Origin of the sequence: Streptomyces sp. NBC_00239 (genome assembly GCF_036194065.1) — a bacterium.
GTDB lineage: Bacteria > Actinomycetota > Actinomycetes > Streptomycetales > Streptomycetaceae > Streptomyces.
The window spans coordinates 5,157,965-5,172,720 of record NZ_CP108095.1; the positions used below are offsets into that span (position 1 = coordinate 5,157,965).

At 70.2% G+C, this 14,756-nt stretch carries 16 protein-coding genes, 1 tRNA gene and 1 riboswitch; of the genes, 9 read left to right on the forward strand and 8 right to left on the reverse strand.

Translation table 11 applies throughout. The features are described 5' to 3' along the window. Nucleotides 1–117 precede the first annotated feature (117 nt). On the reverse strand, nucleotides 118–573 hold the full coding sequence (locus OG764_RS22690; protein ID WP_328970254.1) for a type II toxin-antitoxin system PemK/MazF family toxin: 456 nt from the start codon (nucleotides 571–573) through the stop codon (nucleotides 118–120). 236 nt (nucleotides 574–809) lie between these two features. Between OG764_RS22690 and OG764_RS22695 the strand changes: the two genes are divergently transcribed. After that, nucleotides 810–1,562 (forward strand): MBL fold metallo-hydrolase, encoded by a 753-nt coding sequence (locus tag OG764_RS22695; RefSeq protein ID WP_328970255.1) that lies wholly within the window; start codon nucleotides 810–812, stop codon nucleotides 1,560–1,562. 143 nt (nucleotides 1,563–1,705) lie between these two features. Here OG764_RS22695 and OG764_RS22700 read toward each other — a convergent pair whose 3' ends face one another. Both OG764_RS22700 and OG764_RS22705 read right to left on the reverse strand, forming a co-directional pair. Continuing rightward, on the reverse strand, nucleotides 1,706–2,980 hold the full coding sequence (locus OG764_RS22700) for a PTS transporter subunit EIIC (RefSeq protein ID WP_328970256.1): 1,275 nt from the start codon (nucleotides 2,978–2,980) through the stop codon (nucleotides 1,706–1,708). 336 nt (nucleotides 2,981–3,316) lie between these two features. Further along, nucleotides 3,317–4,618 carry a PTS transporter subunit EIIC gene (locus tag OG764_RS22705; RefSeq protein ID WP_328970257.1) on the reverse strand — a complete coding sequence of 434 codons (1,302 nt, stop codon included), beginning with the start codon at nucleotides 4,616–4,618 and terminating at the stop codon, nucleotides 3,317–3,319. 144 nt (nucleotides 4,619–4,762) lie between these two features. On the opposite strand from OG764_RS22705, the gene OG764_RS22710 reads away from it, so the two are divergent. The 4 genes from OG764_RS22710 (at nucleotide 4,763) to rdgB (ending at nucleotide 7,260) form a co-directional block, all read left to right on the forward strand. Next, nucleotides 4,763–5,092 carry a PTS glucose/sucrose transporter subunit IIB gene (locus OG764_RS22710; RefSeq protein ID WP_328970258.1) on the forward strand — a complete coding sequence of 110 codons (330 nt, stop codon included), beginning with the start codon at nucleotides 4,763–4,765 and terminating at the stop codon, nucleotides 5,090–5,092. A gap of 309 nt (nucleotides 5,093–5,401) precedes the next feature. Then, entirely contained in the window at nucleotides 5,402–6,127 is a 726-nt protein-coding gene (gene rph / locus OG764_RS22715; protein ID WP_328970259.1) for a ribonuclease PH, read from the forward strand. A 128-nt stretch (nucleotides 6,128–6,255) separates the two neighbouring features. Then, on the forward strand, nucleotides 6,256–6,639 hold the full coding sequence (locus tag OG764_RS22720; protein WP_328970260.1) for a hypothetical protein: 384 nt from the start codon (nucleotides 6,256–6,258) through the stop codon (nucleotides 6,637–6,639). Nucleotides 6,640–6,657: 18 nt separating this feature from the next. Further along, nucleotides 6,658–7,260 carry an RdgB/HAM1 family non-canonical purine NTP pyrophosphatase gene (gene rdgB, locus OG764_RS22725; protein WP_328970261.1) on the forward strand — a complete coding sequence of 201 codons (603 nt, stop codon included), beginning with the start codon at nucleotides 6,658–6,660 and terminating at the stop codon, nucleotides 7,258–7,260. Nucleotides 7,261–7,318: 58 nt separating this feature from the next. Here rdgB and OG764_RS22730 read toward each other — a convergent pair. The 4 genes from OG764_RS22730 to bcp form a co-directional block, all read right to left on the reverse strand. Next, nucleotides 7,319–7,402, reverse strand: a tRNA-Leu gene (locus OG764_RS22730). Between the two features lie 42 nt (nucleotides 7,403–7,444). Beyond that, nucleotides 7,445–8,125: an HNH endonuclease gene (locus tag OG764_RS22735; protein ID WP_328970262.1), complete on the reverse strand. Its 681-nt coding sequence runs from the start codon at nucleotides 8,123–8,125 to the stop codon at nucleotides 7,445–7,447. Continuing rightward, complete coding sequence (locus OG764_RS22740; protein WP_328970263.1) at nucleotides 8,122–8,760, reverse strand: HNH endonuclease signature motif containing protein; 639 nt, start codon at nucleotides 8,758–8,760, stop codon at nucleotides 8,122–8,124. The genes OG764_RS22735 and OG764_RS22740 overlap by 4 nt, the downstream gene beginning before the upstream one ends. Nucleotides 8,761–8,910: 150 nt before the next feature. Further along, on the reverse strand, nucleotides 8,911–9,378 hold the full coding sequence (bcp, locus tag OG764_RS22745) for a thioredoxin-dependent thiol peroxidase (protein WP_328970264.1): 468 nt from the start codon (nucleotides 9,376–9,378) through the stop codon (nucleotides 8,911–8,913). 102 nt (nucleotides 9,379–9,480) lie between these two features. Here bcp and OG764_RS22750 point away from each other — a divergent pair, with 102 nt between their 5' ends. The 3 genes from OG764_RS22750 (at nucleotide 9,481) to OG764_RS22760 (ending at nucleotide 10,716) form a co-directional block, all read left to right on the forward strand. Then, nucleotides 9,481–9,801, forward strand: a complete 321-nt coding sequence (locus OG764_RS22750; protein WP_328970265.1) for a DUF3618 domain-containing protein — start codon at nucleotides 9,481–9,483, stop codon at nucleotides 9,799–9,801. 58 nt (nucleotides 9,802–9,859) lie between these two features. Continuing rightward, a complete protein-coding gene (locus OG764_RS22755) occupies nucleotides 9,860–10,201 on the forward strand; it encodes a GroES family chaperonin (protein WP_328970266.1) in 342 nt (113 codons plus the stop codon). Between the two features lie 104 nt (nucleotides 10,202–10,305). Then, a riboswitch (guanidine-III (ykkC-III) riboswitch) is annotated at nucleotides 10,306–10,364 on the forward strand. A gap of 31 nt (nucleotides 10,365–10,395) precedes the next feature. After that, nucleotides 10,396–10,716, forward strand: a complete 321-nt coding sequence (locus OG764_RS22760) for a DMT family transporter (protein ID WP_328970267.1) — start codon at nucleotides 10,396–10,398, stop codon at nucleotides 10,714–10,716. Between the two features lie 103 nt (nucleotides 10,717–10,819). On the opposite strand, the gene OG764_RS22765 is transcribed toward OG764_RS22760, so the two are convergent. Continuing rightward, complete coding sequence (locus OG764_RS22765; RefSeq protein ID WP_328973125.1) at nucleotides 10,820–13,138, reverse strand: transglycosylase domain-containing protein; 2,319 nt, start codon at nucleotides 13,136–13,138, stop codon at nucleotides 10,820–10,822. Nucleotides 13,139–13,919: 781 nt separating this feature from the next. On the opposite strand from OG764_RS22765, the gene OG764_RS22770 reads away from it, so the two are divergent. Then, the gene (locus OG764_RS22770; protein WP_328970268.1) at nucleotides 13,920–14,723 is read left to right on the forward strand and encodes an ABC transporter permease; all 804 of its coding nucleotides are present in this window, start codon (nucleotides 13,920–13,922) and stop codon (nucleotides 14,721–14,723) included. Nucleotides 14,724–14,756 lie beyond the last annotated feature (33 nt).

Sequence of the window (14,756 nt, forward strand, 5' to 3'; positions counted from 1 at the left end):
CGACGCCCGAGGGCCACGTCCTGACGGCCGACGCCGACGCACCACGAGCGCCGCGACCCGCGGCCCGCGAACCCGCCGCGCCACGCCCGGCCGGCACCGCGGGCCGCGGGTTTCGCGTCAGTCCGCCAGATGGCGGACCTGATCCCAGACCACCGGGTCCACCACGCCCACCCGGCGCCGGAAGTCCCACACCGAGACGTCCCGCAGTTCGGCCGTCTCCAGGAAGCTCGGCCGGCCGTGCGCGTCGCCCACGACCCCCGGCGGCAGCGGGATCACCCCCGGCCGCTCGTCGCGGTACTTGCTCGTGATCTTCGCGACCCGCACCGTGGCGTGCCCGCGCACCCCCAGCACCAGACAGGGCCGGTCCTTGCCGCCCGGCCCGTCCTCGTACGGCACTTCGGCCCACCAGATCTCGCCCGGCGCCGGCCGCGGCGGCGGGCCCGGCCGGTGCGGGCCCGGACGCCCGGGCGGTGGCGTCCGTACGCCCGGCCCGCGTCCGCGGCGCCCGGCCACCAGCACCACCAGGGCCAGCGCCACGACCGCGGCCAGCGCGGGCCACCAGGACGTGTCCATGGCTCGACGGTAACCGCGAGCCCGCCACCGGGCGCGGCGGCCGCGCCGCGCGGCGGCAACCCCTGTGCGGTCCGTCGCCCCGGGGGGTGACGGCACAGGTGAGTTCCCCCACAACGGCCTGCCGTGGAGGAGCGACCGCCGCTTTCGCGCCTTACGCTCGACGCACGCACGGCCCCCCCACGCCCCCACGCACGGCTCACCCGCCGCCCGTTTCCGCCCACGGAGGTTCCTGCTCCATGAAGCTCACCGTCGTCGGCTGCTCGGGTTCGTTCCCGTCCGCGGAATCGGCCTGCTCGAGCTACCTCGTCGAGGCCGACGGCTTCCGGCTGCTCCTCGACATGGGCAACGGCGCCCTGGGCGAGCTGCAGCGCCACTGCGGTCTGTACGACCTCGACGCCATCTTCCTGAGTCACCTGCACGCGGACCACTGCATCGACATGTGCGCGTACTTCGTCGCCCGCTACTACCGCCACGAGGGCGGCCGCTGCGGCACGATCCCCGTGTACGGGCCGGAGGGCACCGAACAGCGCCTGACCACCGCGTACGAGGACGTCCCCGACGAGCGCTCGATGAGCGAGGTCTTCGATTTCCGCACCCTGAAGCCGGGCGGTTTCGAGATCGGCCCGTTCCAGGTGCGCACCGAACGCGTCTGCCACCCGGTCGAGGCGTACGGCATCCGGGTCGAGCACGGCGGCAAGTCCCTCACCTACTCGGGTGACACCGGCACCTGCGCCGCGCTCGCCGCGCTCGCCGAGGACACCGACCTCTTCCTGTGCGAGGCCTCCTTCACGCACGGCAAGGAAGACATCCCGGACCTGCACCTCAACGGCCGCGAGGCCGGCGAGTTCGCGCGCGACGCCCGCGCCGGCCGCCTGGTCCTCACCCACATCCCGCCGTGGACGGACGCCGACCGGAACCTCGCCGACGCCCGCGCCGTCTACCCGGGCCCGGCGGACCTCGCGTACGCGGGCGCCGTCTACGAGATCTGAGCCCGTACGGGCATCCCCTACGGGTATCCCCTACGGGCAGTCCCCACCGGGCGGCCCGCCCCGCGCACCCAACGACGAAGCCCCCGCACTCCTCGGGGAGTGCGGGGGCTTCGTGCGCAGGGGCCGGGGCCGGGGCCGAGGCCTTACTTGGCTTCGGCCTTCTCCATCTCGGCGAGCTCCTCGTCGGACTCGCGGCCCGGCGTCGGGAGGTTGAACTTGGTGATCGCGAAGCGGAAGACCACGTAGTAGATCGCCGCGAACACGAGGCCGATCGGGATGATCAGCCAGGGCTTGGTCGACTTGCTCCAGCTCAGGCTCAGGTCGATGAGACCGGCCGAGAAGGTGAAGCCGCCGTGGACGCCCAGCGCCCAGGTGATGGCCATCGACAGCGCGGTCAGCACGGCGTGGATCGCGTACAGCACCGGGGCGATGAACATGAACGAGAACTCGATCGGCTCGGTGACACCCGTGACGAACGAGGTGAGCGCGAGGGAGACCATCATGCCGGTGACGGCCTTGCGGCGCTCCGGGCGGGCGGAGTGCGCGATGGCCAGGGCGGCGGCCGGCAGGCCGAACATCATGATCGGGTAGAAGCCGGTCATGAACAGGCCGGCGCTGGAGTCGCCGGCGAAGAAGCGGTTCAGGTCGCCGTGGACGATGTCGCCGGCGGCGTTGGTGAAGTCACCGATCTGGAACCAGGCGACGGTGTTGACGAACTGGTGCATGCCGATCGGGATCAGACCGCGGTTGATGACACCGAAGATGCCCGCGCCGACGGAGCCGAGGCCCGTCATCCACTCGCCGAAGTTGGAGATGACCTCGCCGATCGGCTCCCACACGAGACCGAAGAAGACACCCATCAGCACGCCGACGAAGGCCATGATGATCGGGACCAGGCGGCGGCCGTTGAAGAAGCCGAGCCAGTCCACCAGCTTGGTGCGGTGGAACTTCTGCCACAGCACGGCGGCCAGCAGACCCATGATGATGCCGCCGAGGACACCGGGGTTGTTGTACGTCGCCGCGACGTCGACGCCCTTGTTCGCCGTGGTGTTGACGACGGCCTCGGTCACCGGGAAGGCGGTGAGGACGTTCTTGTAGACCAGGAAGCCCACGAGCGCCGCGAGCGCGGTGGAGCCGTCCGCCTTCTTGGCGAAGCCGATGGCCACACCGATGCAGAAGAGCAGCGGCAGGTTCGCGAAGACCGCGTCACCGGCGGTGGCGAACACCGTGGCGACCTTGCCCCAGCCGAGGCCGTCCGCGCCGAACACGTCCGGCTGGCCGAAGCGCAGCAGCAGACCGGCCGCGGGCAGCACCGCGATGGGCAGCTGAAGGCTGCGGCCGACCTTCTGCAGGCCCTGGATCAGGCCGGAGCCCCACTTCTTGGCGGGAGGCGCCTTGTCGGCAGTAGCCGTAGTCATAACTTCCTCCGGGGAACAAGGCGCCGCCGGGGGACAGCTAGGACGGCGGCGTCTCAGAAAGGGAGTACGCGGGCCCCGGATGCGGGGTGCGTGGTCTACACCAATGGGTGGTGTAGACCAGTTGTAACACGGTGAGGGTTAGATAAGGAACCTTCGTTTTCCTGTGGTCTACACCACACTCGGAGGGTCGGGATCAAAGCCCCGAGCCCACGGGCCCGGACCGCCCCGGGCGGGCCGCCCGTTACCCATCCGGAATCTGTCGCCGGGCATGACGAAGGCCCCCGGATCAAAGGATCCGAGGGCCCTGTGGGGGAGGGGCGGAGTGCCCCCGCCCCGCTACGCCTTGGTGTTCTCGCGTTCCATCTCGTCGATCTCCTCGTCGGACTCCCGCCCGGGCGTCTTCAGATCGAACTTCGTGATGGCGAAGCGGAAGATCGCGTAGTAGACGGCGGCGAACGCCAGACCGATCGGAACGATCAGCCACGGCTTGGTCGCCAGACCCCAGTTGATGACGTAGTCGATCAGACCCGCCGAGAAGCTGAAGCCGTCCTTGACCCCCAGCGCCCAGGTCACCGCCATCGAGACACCCGTCAGCACCGCGTGGACCGCGTACAGCGCCGGCGCGATGAAGAGGAACGAGTACTCGATCGGCTCGGTGATGCCCGTGACGAACGAGGTCAGGGCGACCGAGAGCATCAGACCGCCCACCTCCTTGCGGCGCCGGGGCTTCGCGCAGTGCGTGATCGCCAGGGCGGCGGCCGGCAGGGCGAACATCATGATCGGGAAGAAGCCGGTCATGAACTGACCCGCGTCCGGGTCCCCGTTCAGGAACATCGCGATGTCGCCGTGCACCACCGTGCCGTCCGGCTTGGTGTAGCTGCCGAACTGGAACCACACCGGCACGTTCAGGAACTGGTGCAGGCCGATCACCAGCAGCGCACGGTTGGCCAGACCGAAGATGCCCGAACCCCAGGCGCCCAGTCCGACCAGCCAGTCCGAGAAGCTCTCCAGCGCGTCACCGATCGCCGGCCAGATGCCCAGGCACACCACGGCGAACACGATCGCCACGAACGACATGATGATCGGCACCAGCCGGCGCCCGTTGAAGAAGCCCAGCCAGTCGACCAGCTTCACCCGGTGGAAGCGCTGCCAGAACCACGCCGCCAGCAGGCCCATCACGATGCCGCCGAAGACCCCCGGATTCTGGAACGTGTACTCGGCGAGCGAGTCACCCGCCCCCAGGCAGCCGCCCCCCACGTCCTTCGTCCCCGACGGGCAGCTCTCGGGAAACGCGCGCAGCACCCCGCGGTAGACGAGGAAGCCGACCACCGCCGCCAGGGCCGTCGAACCGTCCGCCTTCTTCGCCATGCCGATCGCGACACCGATGCAGAACAGGAGCGGCAGGCCCAGGTCGGAATTGAGCAGCGCCCCGCCCGCGCTGGCCATCACCTTGGCGACGTCGTCCCAGCCGAGGCCCTCCGCGCCGAACATGTCGGGCTGGCCGAAGCGGTTGAGGATGCCCGCGGCGGGCAGGACGGCGATCGGCAGCTGAAGGCTGCGGCCCATCTTCTGCAGCCCTTGGAACAGCCCGTTCCACCACTTCTGCTGTGGCACTGCTGCCGCGCTGCTCGCGCTCATCGGCGTCCTCCCTGACGGTCCGTTTTGGCGGTGGCCGCACAGTGGTGTAGACCAGTGACGTGCGGTCGCAGAGGACCGGCCCGCTGAGGGCAGGTTGCTGCTGATCGTCATCATTCGACAGCCAGCGGACCCGCGCTCGCGAAGATGGGCCAACCGTGGGTTAACGTGACAAAGCGGACCCCGGGACCCCACCATGCGGGCCGCCGAGACTCGTTCCTTGAACACAGGGAGAACAGACACATGGCCACCAAGGCTGAGAAGATCGTCGCCGGGCTCGGCGGCATCGAGAACATCGAAGAAGTCGAAGGCTGCATCACGCGCCTGCGCACCGAGGTCCTCGACCCGAGCAAGGTCGACGAGGCCGCCCTGAAGTCCGCCGGCGCCCACGGCGTCGTGAAGATGGGCACCGCGATCCAGGTCGTCATCGGCACCGACGCCGACCCGATCGCCGCCGAGATCGAAGACATGATGTGAGCTGAGCCCACCGGCTCACCAGACCCCGTACGGGCCCGCCCCGCACGGGGTCCTCGCGTACCCGGACCGGGGGCGGCTCGCCCCCTGGCCCGGGATCACGCGTACCCGCGCCGGGGATCACGCGTACCCGCGCCCGGGATCACGCGTACCCGCGCCGGGGATCACGCGTACCCGCGCCGGGGATCACGCGTACCCGCGCCGGGGGGCGCGCGCCCGGGCCCGGCACCGCGTCACAACCGGCCGGGCACGAACGGCCGGGCACAACCGGCCGGCACGAACGGCCGGACGCGAACGACTAGGCTCGCACCCATGTCTCGCATCGACGGCCGCACGCCCGAACAGCTCCGCCCGGTCACCATCGAACGCGGATGGAGCAAGCACGCAGAGGGCTCCGTCCTCATCTCCTTCGGCGACACCAAGGTCTTCTGCACCGCCTCCTTCACCGAAGGCGTACCGCGCTGGCGCAAGGGCAGCGGCGAAGGCTGGGTCACCTCCGAATACTCGATGCTGCCCCGCTCCACCAACACCCGCGGTGACCGCGAATCCGTCCGAGGAAAGATCGGCGGCCGCACCCACGAGATCTCCCGCCTCATCGGCCGCTCACTGCGCGCCGTCATCGACTACAAGGCACTCGGCGAGAACACCATCGTCCTCGACTGCGACGTCCTCCAGGCCGACGGCGGCACCCGCACCGCCGCCATCACCGGCGCCTACGTCGCCCTCGCCGACGCCGTCGCCTGGGGCCAGCAGAAGAAGCTCATCAAGGCCGGCCGCAAGCCCCTCACCGGCACCGTCGCCGCCGTCAGCGTCGGCATCGTCGACGGCGAACCCCTCCTCGACCTCTGCTACGAGGAAGACGTCCGCGCCGAGACCGACATGAACGTCGTCTGCACCGGCGACGGCCGCTTCGTCGAGGTCCAGGGCACCGCCGAAGGCGAGCCCTTCGACCGCAAGGAACTCAACGCCCTCCTCGACCTCGCCGCCGGCGGCTGCGCCGACCTCGAAGCCATCCAGCGCGGGGCCCTCGAACTCTGACGCCGACACCACGACCGCCGGGGCGGCCGGGAACCTTGTGGAGCCCCCCGAGCGTCCTGTCCTGTACGGGCGCACAGTTCGACGCTGTGCGCCCGTCCGCACATCCGACCCTGGGGGGAAACCGCCGCATGGCCATGCACCGCCGCACCGCCGCACTCGCCGTCACCGCACTGCTCGCCCTGCCCGCAGTGACCGCCTGCTCCGCGATCGACACCGCCCTGGACTGTGCCCAGACCGCAGTGGCCATCAGCGACGCCGTCAACGACCTCCAGCAGGCCATATCCCAGGCGGGCAACAGCCCCCAGGAGGCGCAGGCCGCCCTCGACGAGATCGAGAAGAGCCTCAACGATGTCGGCGACAAGAGCGACAACACCGACATCGGCAAGGCCGTCGACTCCATCAGCCAGGGAGTCGCCAACGTGCGCACCGCCATCGACAAGGGCGACGCCACCCCCGACCTCACCCCGATCACGGACGGCGCCACCGAACTCAGCAAGGTGTGCACTCCCTGATCCCCCGATAATCGGGGCATGAGCCGCCTCATCCTCGCCACCCGCAACGCGGGCAAAGTCACCGAACTCCACGCCATCCTGTCCGCGGCCGGCCTGCCCCACGAGCTGGTCGGCGCGGACGCGTACCCCGAGATCCCGGACGTCAAGGAAACCGGCGTCACCTTCGCGGAGAACGCGCTCCTCAAGGCGCACGCCCTCGCCCGGGCCACCGGGCTCCCGGCCGTCGCCGACGACTCGGGCCTGTGCGTGGACGTGCTGGGCGGCGCCCCCGGCATCTTCTCCGCCCGCTGGGCCGGCAGCCACGGCGACGACGCGGCGAACCTCGCGCTCCTGCTCGCCCAGCTCTCCGACATCGACGACGCCCACCGCGGCGCCCACTTCGCGTGCGCGGCCGCACTCGCCCTCCCCGATGGCACCGAACGCGTCGTCGAGGGCCGCCTGACGGGCCGCCTGCGCCACACCCCGGCCGGCACCGGCGGCTTCGGCTACGACCCGATCCTCCAGCCCGACGGCGAAACCCGCACATGCGCCGAACTGTCCGCAGCCGAAAAGAACGCCATCTCCCACCGCGGCCACGCCTTCCGCGCGCTCGTCCCGGTGGTCCGGGAGCTGTTGGGCTGACATGGCCCGGACGTGCCGAAGGCCCCGCACGCTTCTGCGTGCGGGGCCTTCGTCCGCGTGCGGCCGGAGGGACTCGAACCCTCAAGGGATTTCTCCCACAACTACCTAAAAGTTGCGTGTAGGCCAATTCCACCACGGCCGCCCAAGCCTGACCAATTCGGACATCCGGTCTGTCTGGCTGCGGCTAGTGTAAGGCCGTTCCGGCTCGCTGGGCGACTGGCTTGCGCCCGCCTCCCCGGCACCAGGTGCTGGTGACCGCATGGCAGTTGGGGCAGAGCAGGCGCAGGTTCTCCCGGCGGTCGTCGCTCCAGTCGCCGTCGATGTGGTCGACCTCCAGCGTCATCGGTCGCCCCTGCCATTCCGGCGAGGTCCCGCACATGGCACAGCACTCCGGAACCCCGATCTGAGCCAGAGCCCGCCGGAGGAGGGAGGTGCGGGTGCGCCGCTTGCCCCCGTGCTTGACGAGGATGTCCGATGCCGGCCTCGTCGTGGTGACGCCGGTCTTGTCGCGGTAGTGGGCCTGGCCGAGGAAGTGAGCCGTCGAAAGGCCGTCCGCAGCAGTCCACTCGCGCAGCGCCGCGCGCCGACGGCCGTTGTCGGGCAGGCCGAGGCGGCGAAGGGTCTCGGCGATGCTGTAGGACTCGGTCACCGCCTGATCGAGTTCGGCGCGGGAGGGTCTGTCGCGCCGACCGGTCGGCCGGAAGTGGGAGACGTCGACGCCGTGGTGCGCGAAGCGCCTCAGCAGATAGCGCCCGAGATGCGGGTACGGCTGCGTGCCCAGGTGGGCGATGACCTCGTCGATGTCACTGCACGTGCGTGCGGCCTCGGCCAGAACCGCTTTCGAGTAGCGGTTGCCCCCGTTCATCGGCGGCCCTTTGCGCGGCCGCGATATGTGTCGGTGGTGGAGTGGCAGTTGGGGCAGAGCAGTCGTAGGTTCCGCGGCCGGTTGTCGCGCCAGTCGCCGTTGATGTGGTCGACCTCCAGAGTGAGCGGATATCCCTGCCAGGTGGGCTCGGTGCCGCACATGTGGCAGCGCTCCGGCACGCCCAGCGAGGAGAGGGCCCGTTTCAGCTGCTCGCTCTGCACCCGACGGGCCTTGGAGGGATCCTGTTCGACCAGGATCGATTCCCGGGTGCGCCGGAGGCTGGGGCGCCCTGCCGGGGAGGGCGGCCTGAAGTGTGAGGTGTCGATGCCGAACGCCTTCACCCGGCGGCTGATGTGGGTGTGATGGCCGCCTACGACCTCCAGGCCGAGTCGGCGCAACACCTCGCACATGTTCGTCGAAGCGCCGACGGCTTCTTCCAGGACCTCCCTCGTCCACTTTGCGCCCTCCTGCTGGAAGTGAGAGGTATCGACTCCCAGCTTCCGCATGCGGCCGAGCAGATACCGCCGCGACCCGCTCTTCGGGTCTGCTCCGAGCTTTTCCAGCGCCTCGCTCAGCGTCTGCGACGTCCTCGCCGCCTGTTCCAGCCGTTCCCGCGTGTACGGACTGACCGCCATCCCGACTCCCCCTCCCGGCCGCGCGTGCGGCCCTCGTACGGAGTAACGGGCCGATAGTCGGACGGTTACGGGTTGTTTCGTCCGATAACCGGAGCGGCCCGCGCCGGATCGGTGCGGGCCGCTGGGGTGGGGCGGGGTGGGGCTCGGGTGTCAGATGCCGAGGTCGCGGATGATCTTGGCTACGTGGCCGGTGGCCTTCACGTTGTAGAAGGCGTGCTCGATCTTGCCGTCCTCGTCCACGACCACCGTGGAGCGGATGACGCCCGTCACCGTCTTGCCGTACAGCTTCTTCTCACCGAACGCGCCGTACGCCTCAAGGACCGCCTTCTCCGGGTCGCTGACCAGGGTGACCTTGAGGTTCTCCTTGTCGCGGAACTTCGCCAGCTTCTCCGGCTTGTCCGGGGAGACGCCGATGACGTCGTAGCCGGCGGCGGCCAGGACGTCCAGGTTGTCGGTGAAGTCGCACGCCTGCTTGGTGCAGCCGGGGGTCAGGGCCGTCGGGTAGAAGTACACGATCACCTTGCGGCCCTTGTGGCCGGCGAGCGAGACCTCGTTGCCGTCCGCGTCGGGCAAGGTGAAGGCGGGTGCCGTGTCGCCGGGCTGAAGTCGCTCGCTCATGTCTCACAGTCTCCTTTACAGGGGGTGCAGTCCCTCACGAGCGTAAGCTGACAGACTGTCCACGTCGGACTACGCCCACACACCACCCACGGAGGCAGCGCGGTGTCGGAAGTCAGGACCCCTGCGCAGATCGAGGCGGACATCATCCGCAGGCGCGATCAGCTCGCGGAGACGCTCGACGAGATCGGCGTGCGGATGCACCCCAAGACGATCATCGGTGACGCGAAGGCCCGGGTCGCCTCGACGGTGGACCAGACCGCGGGACGCGCGTTCGTCGCGGTCAACCGGACCGTCACCGACCTCAAGGCCGGCTTCCGGCGCGAGGACGGCGCGCCCAACGTGGAGCGGATCGTCCCCGTCGTGCTGCTCGCCGTCGGCGTCGTCGGACTGCTGGCGCTCTCCACGCGACGCAAGCGCGGATGACGCCTGGACGCGTGACCCTCCGGCGTACGGCGGGCCCGCCGCCAGGTAGGTTTTTCGCGTGAGCCAGAACCCGACCCACGACAAGCTGCCCATCCGGATGCTGCACGACCGTGTGCTCGTCCGCTCCGACAACCCCGAGGGCGAGCGCCGCTCCGGCGGCGGCATCCTCATCCCGGCCACCGCCGCCGTCGGCAAGCGGCTGGCCTGGGCCGAGGTGGTCGCGGTCGGGCAGAACGTACGGACGGTGGAGCCCGGCGACCGGGTCCTGTACGACCCCGAGGACCGGGCCGAGGTCGAGGTGCGGGGCGCGACGTACGTGCTGATGCGCGAGCGGGACCTGCACGCGGTGGCCGCGGAGCGGCTGGAGGGGTCCGAGGACTCCACCGGGCTGTACCTGTAGTCCCCTGAGCTGTCGTTCTGAGCTGTCGTTCTGAGCCGTCGTCCCGAGTTGTGGTCCTGAGGGCCGGTGATCGAGGTCACCGGCCCTCTCGGCTGCCCTTTGCTACGGTGGTGGGGAACCCCCGACGAGACGCGCCGTACCGGGCTGGACAAGACGACGCACCCCGTACCGCTCTCGTTCCGGAGGTGCCTGTCATGGCCTGGGTCCTGCTCATCGTCGCTGGTCTGATCGAAGTCGGCTGGTCGATCGGCATGAAGTACACCGAAGGCTTCTCCCGGCTCTGGCCCAGTGTCTTCACCGGCGCGGGCATCGTCGCCAGCATGGTGCTGCTCTCCTACGCCGCCAAGACGCTGCCCATTGGTACCGCGTACGGCGTGTGGGTCGGCATCGGTGCCGCGGGCGCCGCGGTGCTCGGCATGGTGGTGCTCGGTGAGCCGGTGACCGCCGCGCGGATCTTCTTCATCTGTCTGCTGCTGGTGGCCGTGGTCGGCCTGAAGGCCACCTCCGGTCACTGACCCGGTCCGCCGGGTCGGCCGTCTGTACGCAAGAGCCCCTGGGGCCGGTCCGTGACCGGCCCCAGGGGCTCTTGCGTCATGTCATCCCGTGACGGCTACCGGGTCACCCGGCCGGGTCCGGGCCGCCGGTGGTGCCGCCGTCCGTGCCCCCGTCGGCGCCTCCGGTGGTTCCGCCGCCGTCCGTGCCTCCGGTGGTCGTGCCGCCTCCGGTGGTGTTCCCGCCGGTGGTGTCGCCCCCACCCGTGGTGTTCCCGCCGGTGGTGTTGCCGCCGGTGTCGGTGCCACCGGTCGTGTTCCCGCCGGTGTTCGTGCCGCCGTTGGTGTTGCCGCCGGTGTTCGTGCCGCCGGTGGTGTTGCCGCCGCCGTTCGTGTTCCCACCGTTGGTGTTGCCCCCGTTGGTGTTCCCGCCGTTCGTGTTGCCGCCGTTGGTCTTCCCGCCGTTGTCGTTGCCCTGGGTCCGGCCGCCGTCGGTGGTGCCGCCGTCCGTGTCCGACGGCGGGATGCTGGGCGTCTCGACCGGCGGCGGCTGGTAGGTGCCGGGCATGGTCTCCAGGTCGAACTCGACCGGGTCGCTGCCCTCGAGCGCGGACTTCGTGTACGCGGCCCAGACCCGGCCCGGGTAGCCGCCGCCGTTGATCCGGCCCTCGCCGAGCGCCCCGTACAGCTCCTCGTGGCTGCCGGTGTCCGGGTCCTGGCCCATGATCGAGACCACGGTGGCGAGGTCGGGGGTGTACGCGGCGAACAGCGCCGACTTGTCCTTCTCGCCGGTGCCGGTCTTGCCGGCCGCCGGGTGGTCGGAGGCCAGGGCGGCCCGGGCGGTGCCGCTCTCGACCGTGCTGACCAGCATCGAGGTGGTGGTGTCGGCCGCCTCGCGGCTGATCGCGCGGCGCGACTCCTGCTGCGGCAGCTGCACCTGGGAGCCGTTCTTGGAGATCTTGGCGACCAGCGTGTAGGCCGTGTACTCGCCGTGGGCGGCCAGGGTCGCGTACGCCTGGGTCATGTCGAGCACGCTGGCCGTGGCGGTGCCGAGGGCCATGGCCGGGCCGTCGCCGATGTTCGGGGTGTCCTTGGGGATGCCCAGGGCGTACGCCGTCTCCTTGATCTTGTCGGCGCCGACGTCCACGGCCATCTGCGCGTACACGGAGTTCACCGACAGCTCGGTGGCCTTGCGGACGGTGATGTTGCCGTAGTTGACCTGGTCCTCGTTCTCGGGGGCGTAGTGCTCGCCGTCCCAGCCCGTCACGGCGCGCTCGTTCTCGCCGCTGTAGATCGTGTTCGGCGCGATGACCCGGCCGTCCTGGGTGTGCGAGGTGTTCTGCACGGCCGCGGCGAAGACGAGCGGCTTGAAGGTGGAGCCGACCTGGTAGTCGCGGCGGGTGGCGTTGTTGACGTACTGCTTGGTGTAGTCGATGCCGCCGTAGAGGGCGACGACCTTGCCGGTCTTGGGGTCGATGGAGGCGCCGCCGACCCGGACCACGCGGTCCTTCTTGTTCTGCTTCGGGTCGAGCTCGCTCGTCACCTCTTCGCGCACGGCCTCGACGAAGTCCTTCTGGCGCTTCTTGTCGATGGTGGTGGTGATCTTGTAGCCGCCGGCCGCGAGGGTCTTCTCGTCGATGATCTTGTTGCCGGTCAGGTAGTCCTTGACCGCCTCGACCAGGTAGCCGCGCTGGCCGGACATCCCGGCGGGCGTGCGCACCTTGCCCGGCTCGGGGAACTTGGTCGCGGCGCGCTCGGCGGGGTCCAGCCACTTCTTGGTGACCATGCCGTTGAGCACGTAGTTCCAGCGGCCCAGTGCGCGGTCCCGGGACTGCGGGTGGGCGACGACGTCGTAGGTGCTGGGGGAGTTGAGCAGGGTGGCCAGGTACGCGCCCTCGGCGGTGGTCAGCTTGCTGACGTCCTTGCCGTAGTAGGCCTGCGCGGCCGCCTGGATGCCGTACGCGTTGCGACCGAAGTAGCTGGTGTTGAGGTAGCCCTCGAGGATGTGCTGCTTGGACTTCTCGCGGCCCAGCTTGATCGCGATGAAGAACTCCTTCACCTTGCGCTCGACGGTCTGCTCCTGGCCCAGGTAGTAGTTCTTCACGTACTGCTGGGTGATCGTCGAACCGGACTGCTTGCCCTTGCCGGTGAGGGTGTTCCAGGCGGCGCGGACCATCGCCTTGGGGTCGACGGCCGGTTCCTTGTGGAAGTCCCGGTCCTCGGCGGCCAGCACGGCCTGCTGGATGTTCAGCGGGACCTGGGCGAGCGGCACGCTCACGCGGTTGACCTCGCCGTCGCGGGCGAGCGGGGAGCCGTCCGCGTAGAGGTAGACGTTGCTCTGCGCGGTCGCGGCCTCGTTGGCCGCCGGGATCTTGACCAGCATGTAGCCGGCCACGAGCGCGCCGCCGAGCAGCAGGGCGAGCAGCAGGAAGGTGCCGAGGAGCATCCGCCAGGTGGGAAGGATGCGGCGCCAGCCGGTCCGCTTGCGCTTCTGCTTCTTCATGGCCTTCTTCTGCTGCTTCTGCTGTCGCTGCAACTGCTTCTGCTGCTGCTTCGTCTGCGGGCCGGGCTGGGGGGCCGGCTGCGGGTTCGGCTGGGGGCCGGGCTGGGGGGCTGGCTGCGGGCCGGTGGGCGGCTCGGGCTGCGGCGCCGGCTGCGGGCCGGCAGGGGTGGCCGAGGCGGCGGGCTGGTCCGGATCCCGTGGGGTCCAGCCCTGCTTCGGTGACTCGTCGCTCATGTCTCCAGGGACTCCTCGGCCGGCCATCGCCGTGTCCTGTCTCGTTGCAGGCGGGCGATTTTTGTTGATCTGTACCCAATGGAACACGGTAGCGCGCCACTCCGGCCCTAATCCGTCGCGCAGGTCCCCGCGCCGCACTAAGCTCGATCGCTTTGGCTCGCGGAGGCGGACTGCGGCCTCTCGCTGCTTCTCGCGGCCGCTCGTGGTGGTCATCCACGGGCGACGGCTTGTGGCGGCACGGGTTCAGACGGACGGCCCGGGGAATTGGTTGCCCCCGGGAACGGACGACGGTGAATTTGTCGCCGATTCGTGATCATGCGAGTGGGGGGAGGGGTGCGGGGTGAGGCGGGACCGGGTGGGGTGGGGTCGGGGCGGGCAGGACCGGGTGGGCCTGGACCGGGTGGGGTTGGACCGGGGCGGCCTGGACCGGGTGGGGCCGGATCGGGTGGGGTTGGACCGGGGCGGCCTGGACCGGGTGGGGCTGGATCGGGTGAGGCTTTACGTCGCCGTGGCCGCCGGCGGCTTCCGGCGCTACGCGACGTACGGCACCGCCACCGCCGCGGGCGTGTTCACCAACACCGTCTTCGGCTTCATCGTGGCGTACACGTACCTCGCGCTGTGGGACGAGCGGCCGCAGCTCGGTGGCTACGACCAGGCGCAGGCGCTGACCTTCGTATGGATCAGCCAGTCGCTGCTCGCCGCGGGCGCGCTCATCGGCGGGGGCTTCCAGGAGGAGCTCCAGGAACGCATCCGGACCGGGGACATCGCGGTCGACCTCTACCGGCCCGCCGACCTCCAGATGTGGTGGCTCGCGGCCGATCTGGGGCGGGCCGCGTTCCAACTGCTGGGCCGCGGAGTGCCGCCGACCATCGTCGGCGCGCTCTTCTTCGACCTGGCCCTGCCCACCGGGCCGGGCCGCTGGCTGCTCTTCCTCGTCTCGGTCTGGCTCGGGCTGGTCGTCGGGTTCGCGCTGCGCTACCTGGTGGGGCTGGCCGCGTTCTGGCTGCTCGACGGTTCGGGCGTCAACATGATGGCGCTGCTCGTGTCGATGTTCTGCTCCGGCGTGATGCTGCCGCTGACGGTGTTCCCGGGGGCGTTCGGGGAGGTCGTACGGGTGCTCCCGTGGGCGGCGATGCTCCAGGTTCCGCTGGACGTGCTGCTCGGCGAGCACGCGGGGGCCGGCGCGGCGGGCCCCGCGCTCGCCTTCCAACTGGGGTGGGCGGCCGTACTGCTGGGCGCGGGCCGGCTGATGCAGGCCTCCGCGACGCGGAAGGTGGTGGTCCAGGGTGGGTGAGCGACTGGTGCACGGCGTGCGGGGGTACGGGCT

What these genes read in the sequence shown, in the direction of transcription:
- OG764_RS22690 (WP_328970254.1), bottom strand. Translation starts at nt 573, where the DNA reads ATGGACACGTCCTGGTGGCCCGCGCTGGCCGCGGTCGTGGCGCTGGCC.
- OG764_RS22695 (WP_328970255.1), top strand. Translation starts at nt 810, where the DNA reads ATGAAGCTCACCGTCGTCGGCTGCTCGGGTTCGTTCCCGTCCGCGGAA.
- OG764_RS22700 (WP_328970256.1), bottom strand. Translation starts at nt 2,980, where the DNA reads ATGACTACGGCTACTGCCGACAAGGCGCCTCCCGCCAAGAAGTGGGGC.
- OG764_RS22705 (WP_328970257.1), bottom strand. Translation starts at nt 4,618, where the DNA reads ATGAGCGCGAGCAGCGCGGCAGCAGTGCCACAGCAGAAGTGGTGGAAC.
- OG764_RS22710 (WP_328970258.1), top strand. Translation starts at nt 4,763, where the DNA reads ATGGGCCAACCGTGGGTTAACGTGACAAAGCGGACCCCGGGACCCCAC.
- rph (WP_328970259.1), top strand. Translation starts at nt 5,402, where the DNA reads ATGTCTCGCATCGACGGCCGCACGCCCGAACAGCTCCGCCCGGTCACC.
- OG764_RS22720 (WP_328970260.1), top strand. Translation starts at nt 6,256, where the DNA reads ATGGCCATGCACCGCCGCACCGCCGCACTCGCCGTCACCGCACTGCTC.
- rdgB (WP_328970261.1), top strand. Translation starts at nt 6,658, where the DNA reads ATGAGCCGCCTCATCCTCGCCACCCGCAACGCGGGCAAAGTCACCGAA.
- OG764_RS22735 (WP_328970262.1), bottom strand. Translation starts at nt 8,125, where the DNA reads ATGAACGGGGGCAACCGCTACTCGAAAGCGGTTCTGGCCGAGGCCGCA.
- OG764_RS22740 (WP_328970263.1), bottom strand. Translation starts at nt 8,760, where the DNA reads ATGGCGGTCAGTCCGTACACGCGGGAACGGCTGGAACAGGCGGCGAGG.
- bcp (WP_328970264.1), bottom strand. Translation starts at nt 9,378, where the DNA reads ATGAGCGAGCGACTTCAGCCCGGCGACACGGCACCCGCCTTCACCTTG.
- OG764_RS22760 (WP_328970267.1), top strand. Translation starts at nt 10,396, where the DNA reads ATGGCCTGGGTCCTGCTCATCGTCGCTGGTCTGATCGAAGTCGGCTGG.
- OG764_RS22765 (WP_328973125.1), bottom strand. Translation starts at nt 13,138, where the DNA reads ATGCTCCTCGGCACCTTCCTGCTGCTCGCCCTGCTGCTCGGCGGCGCG.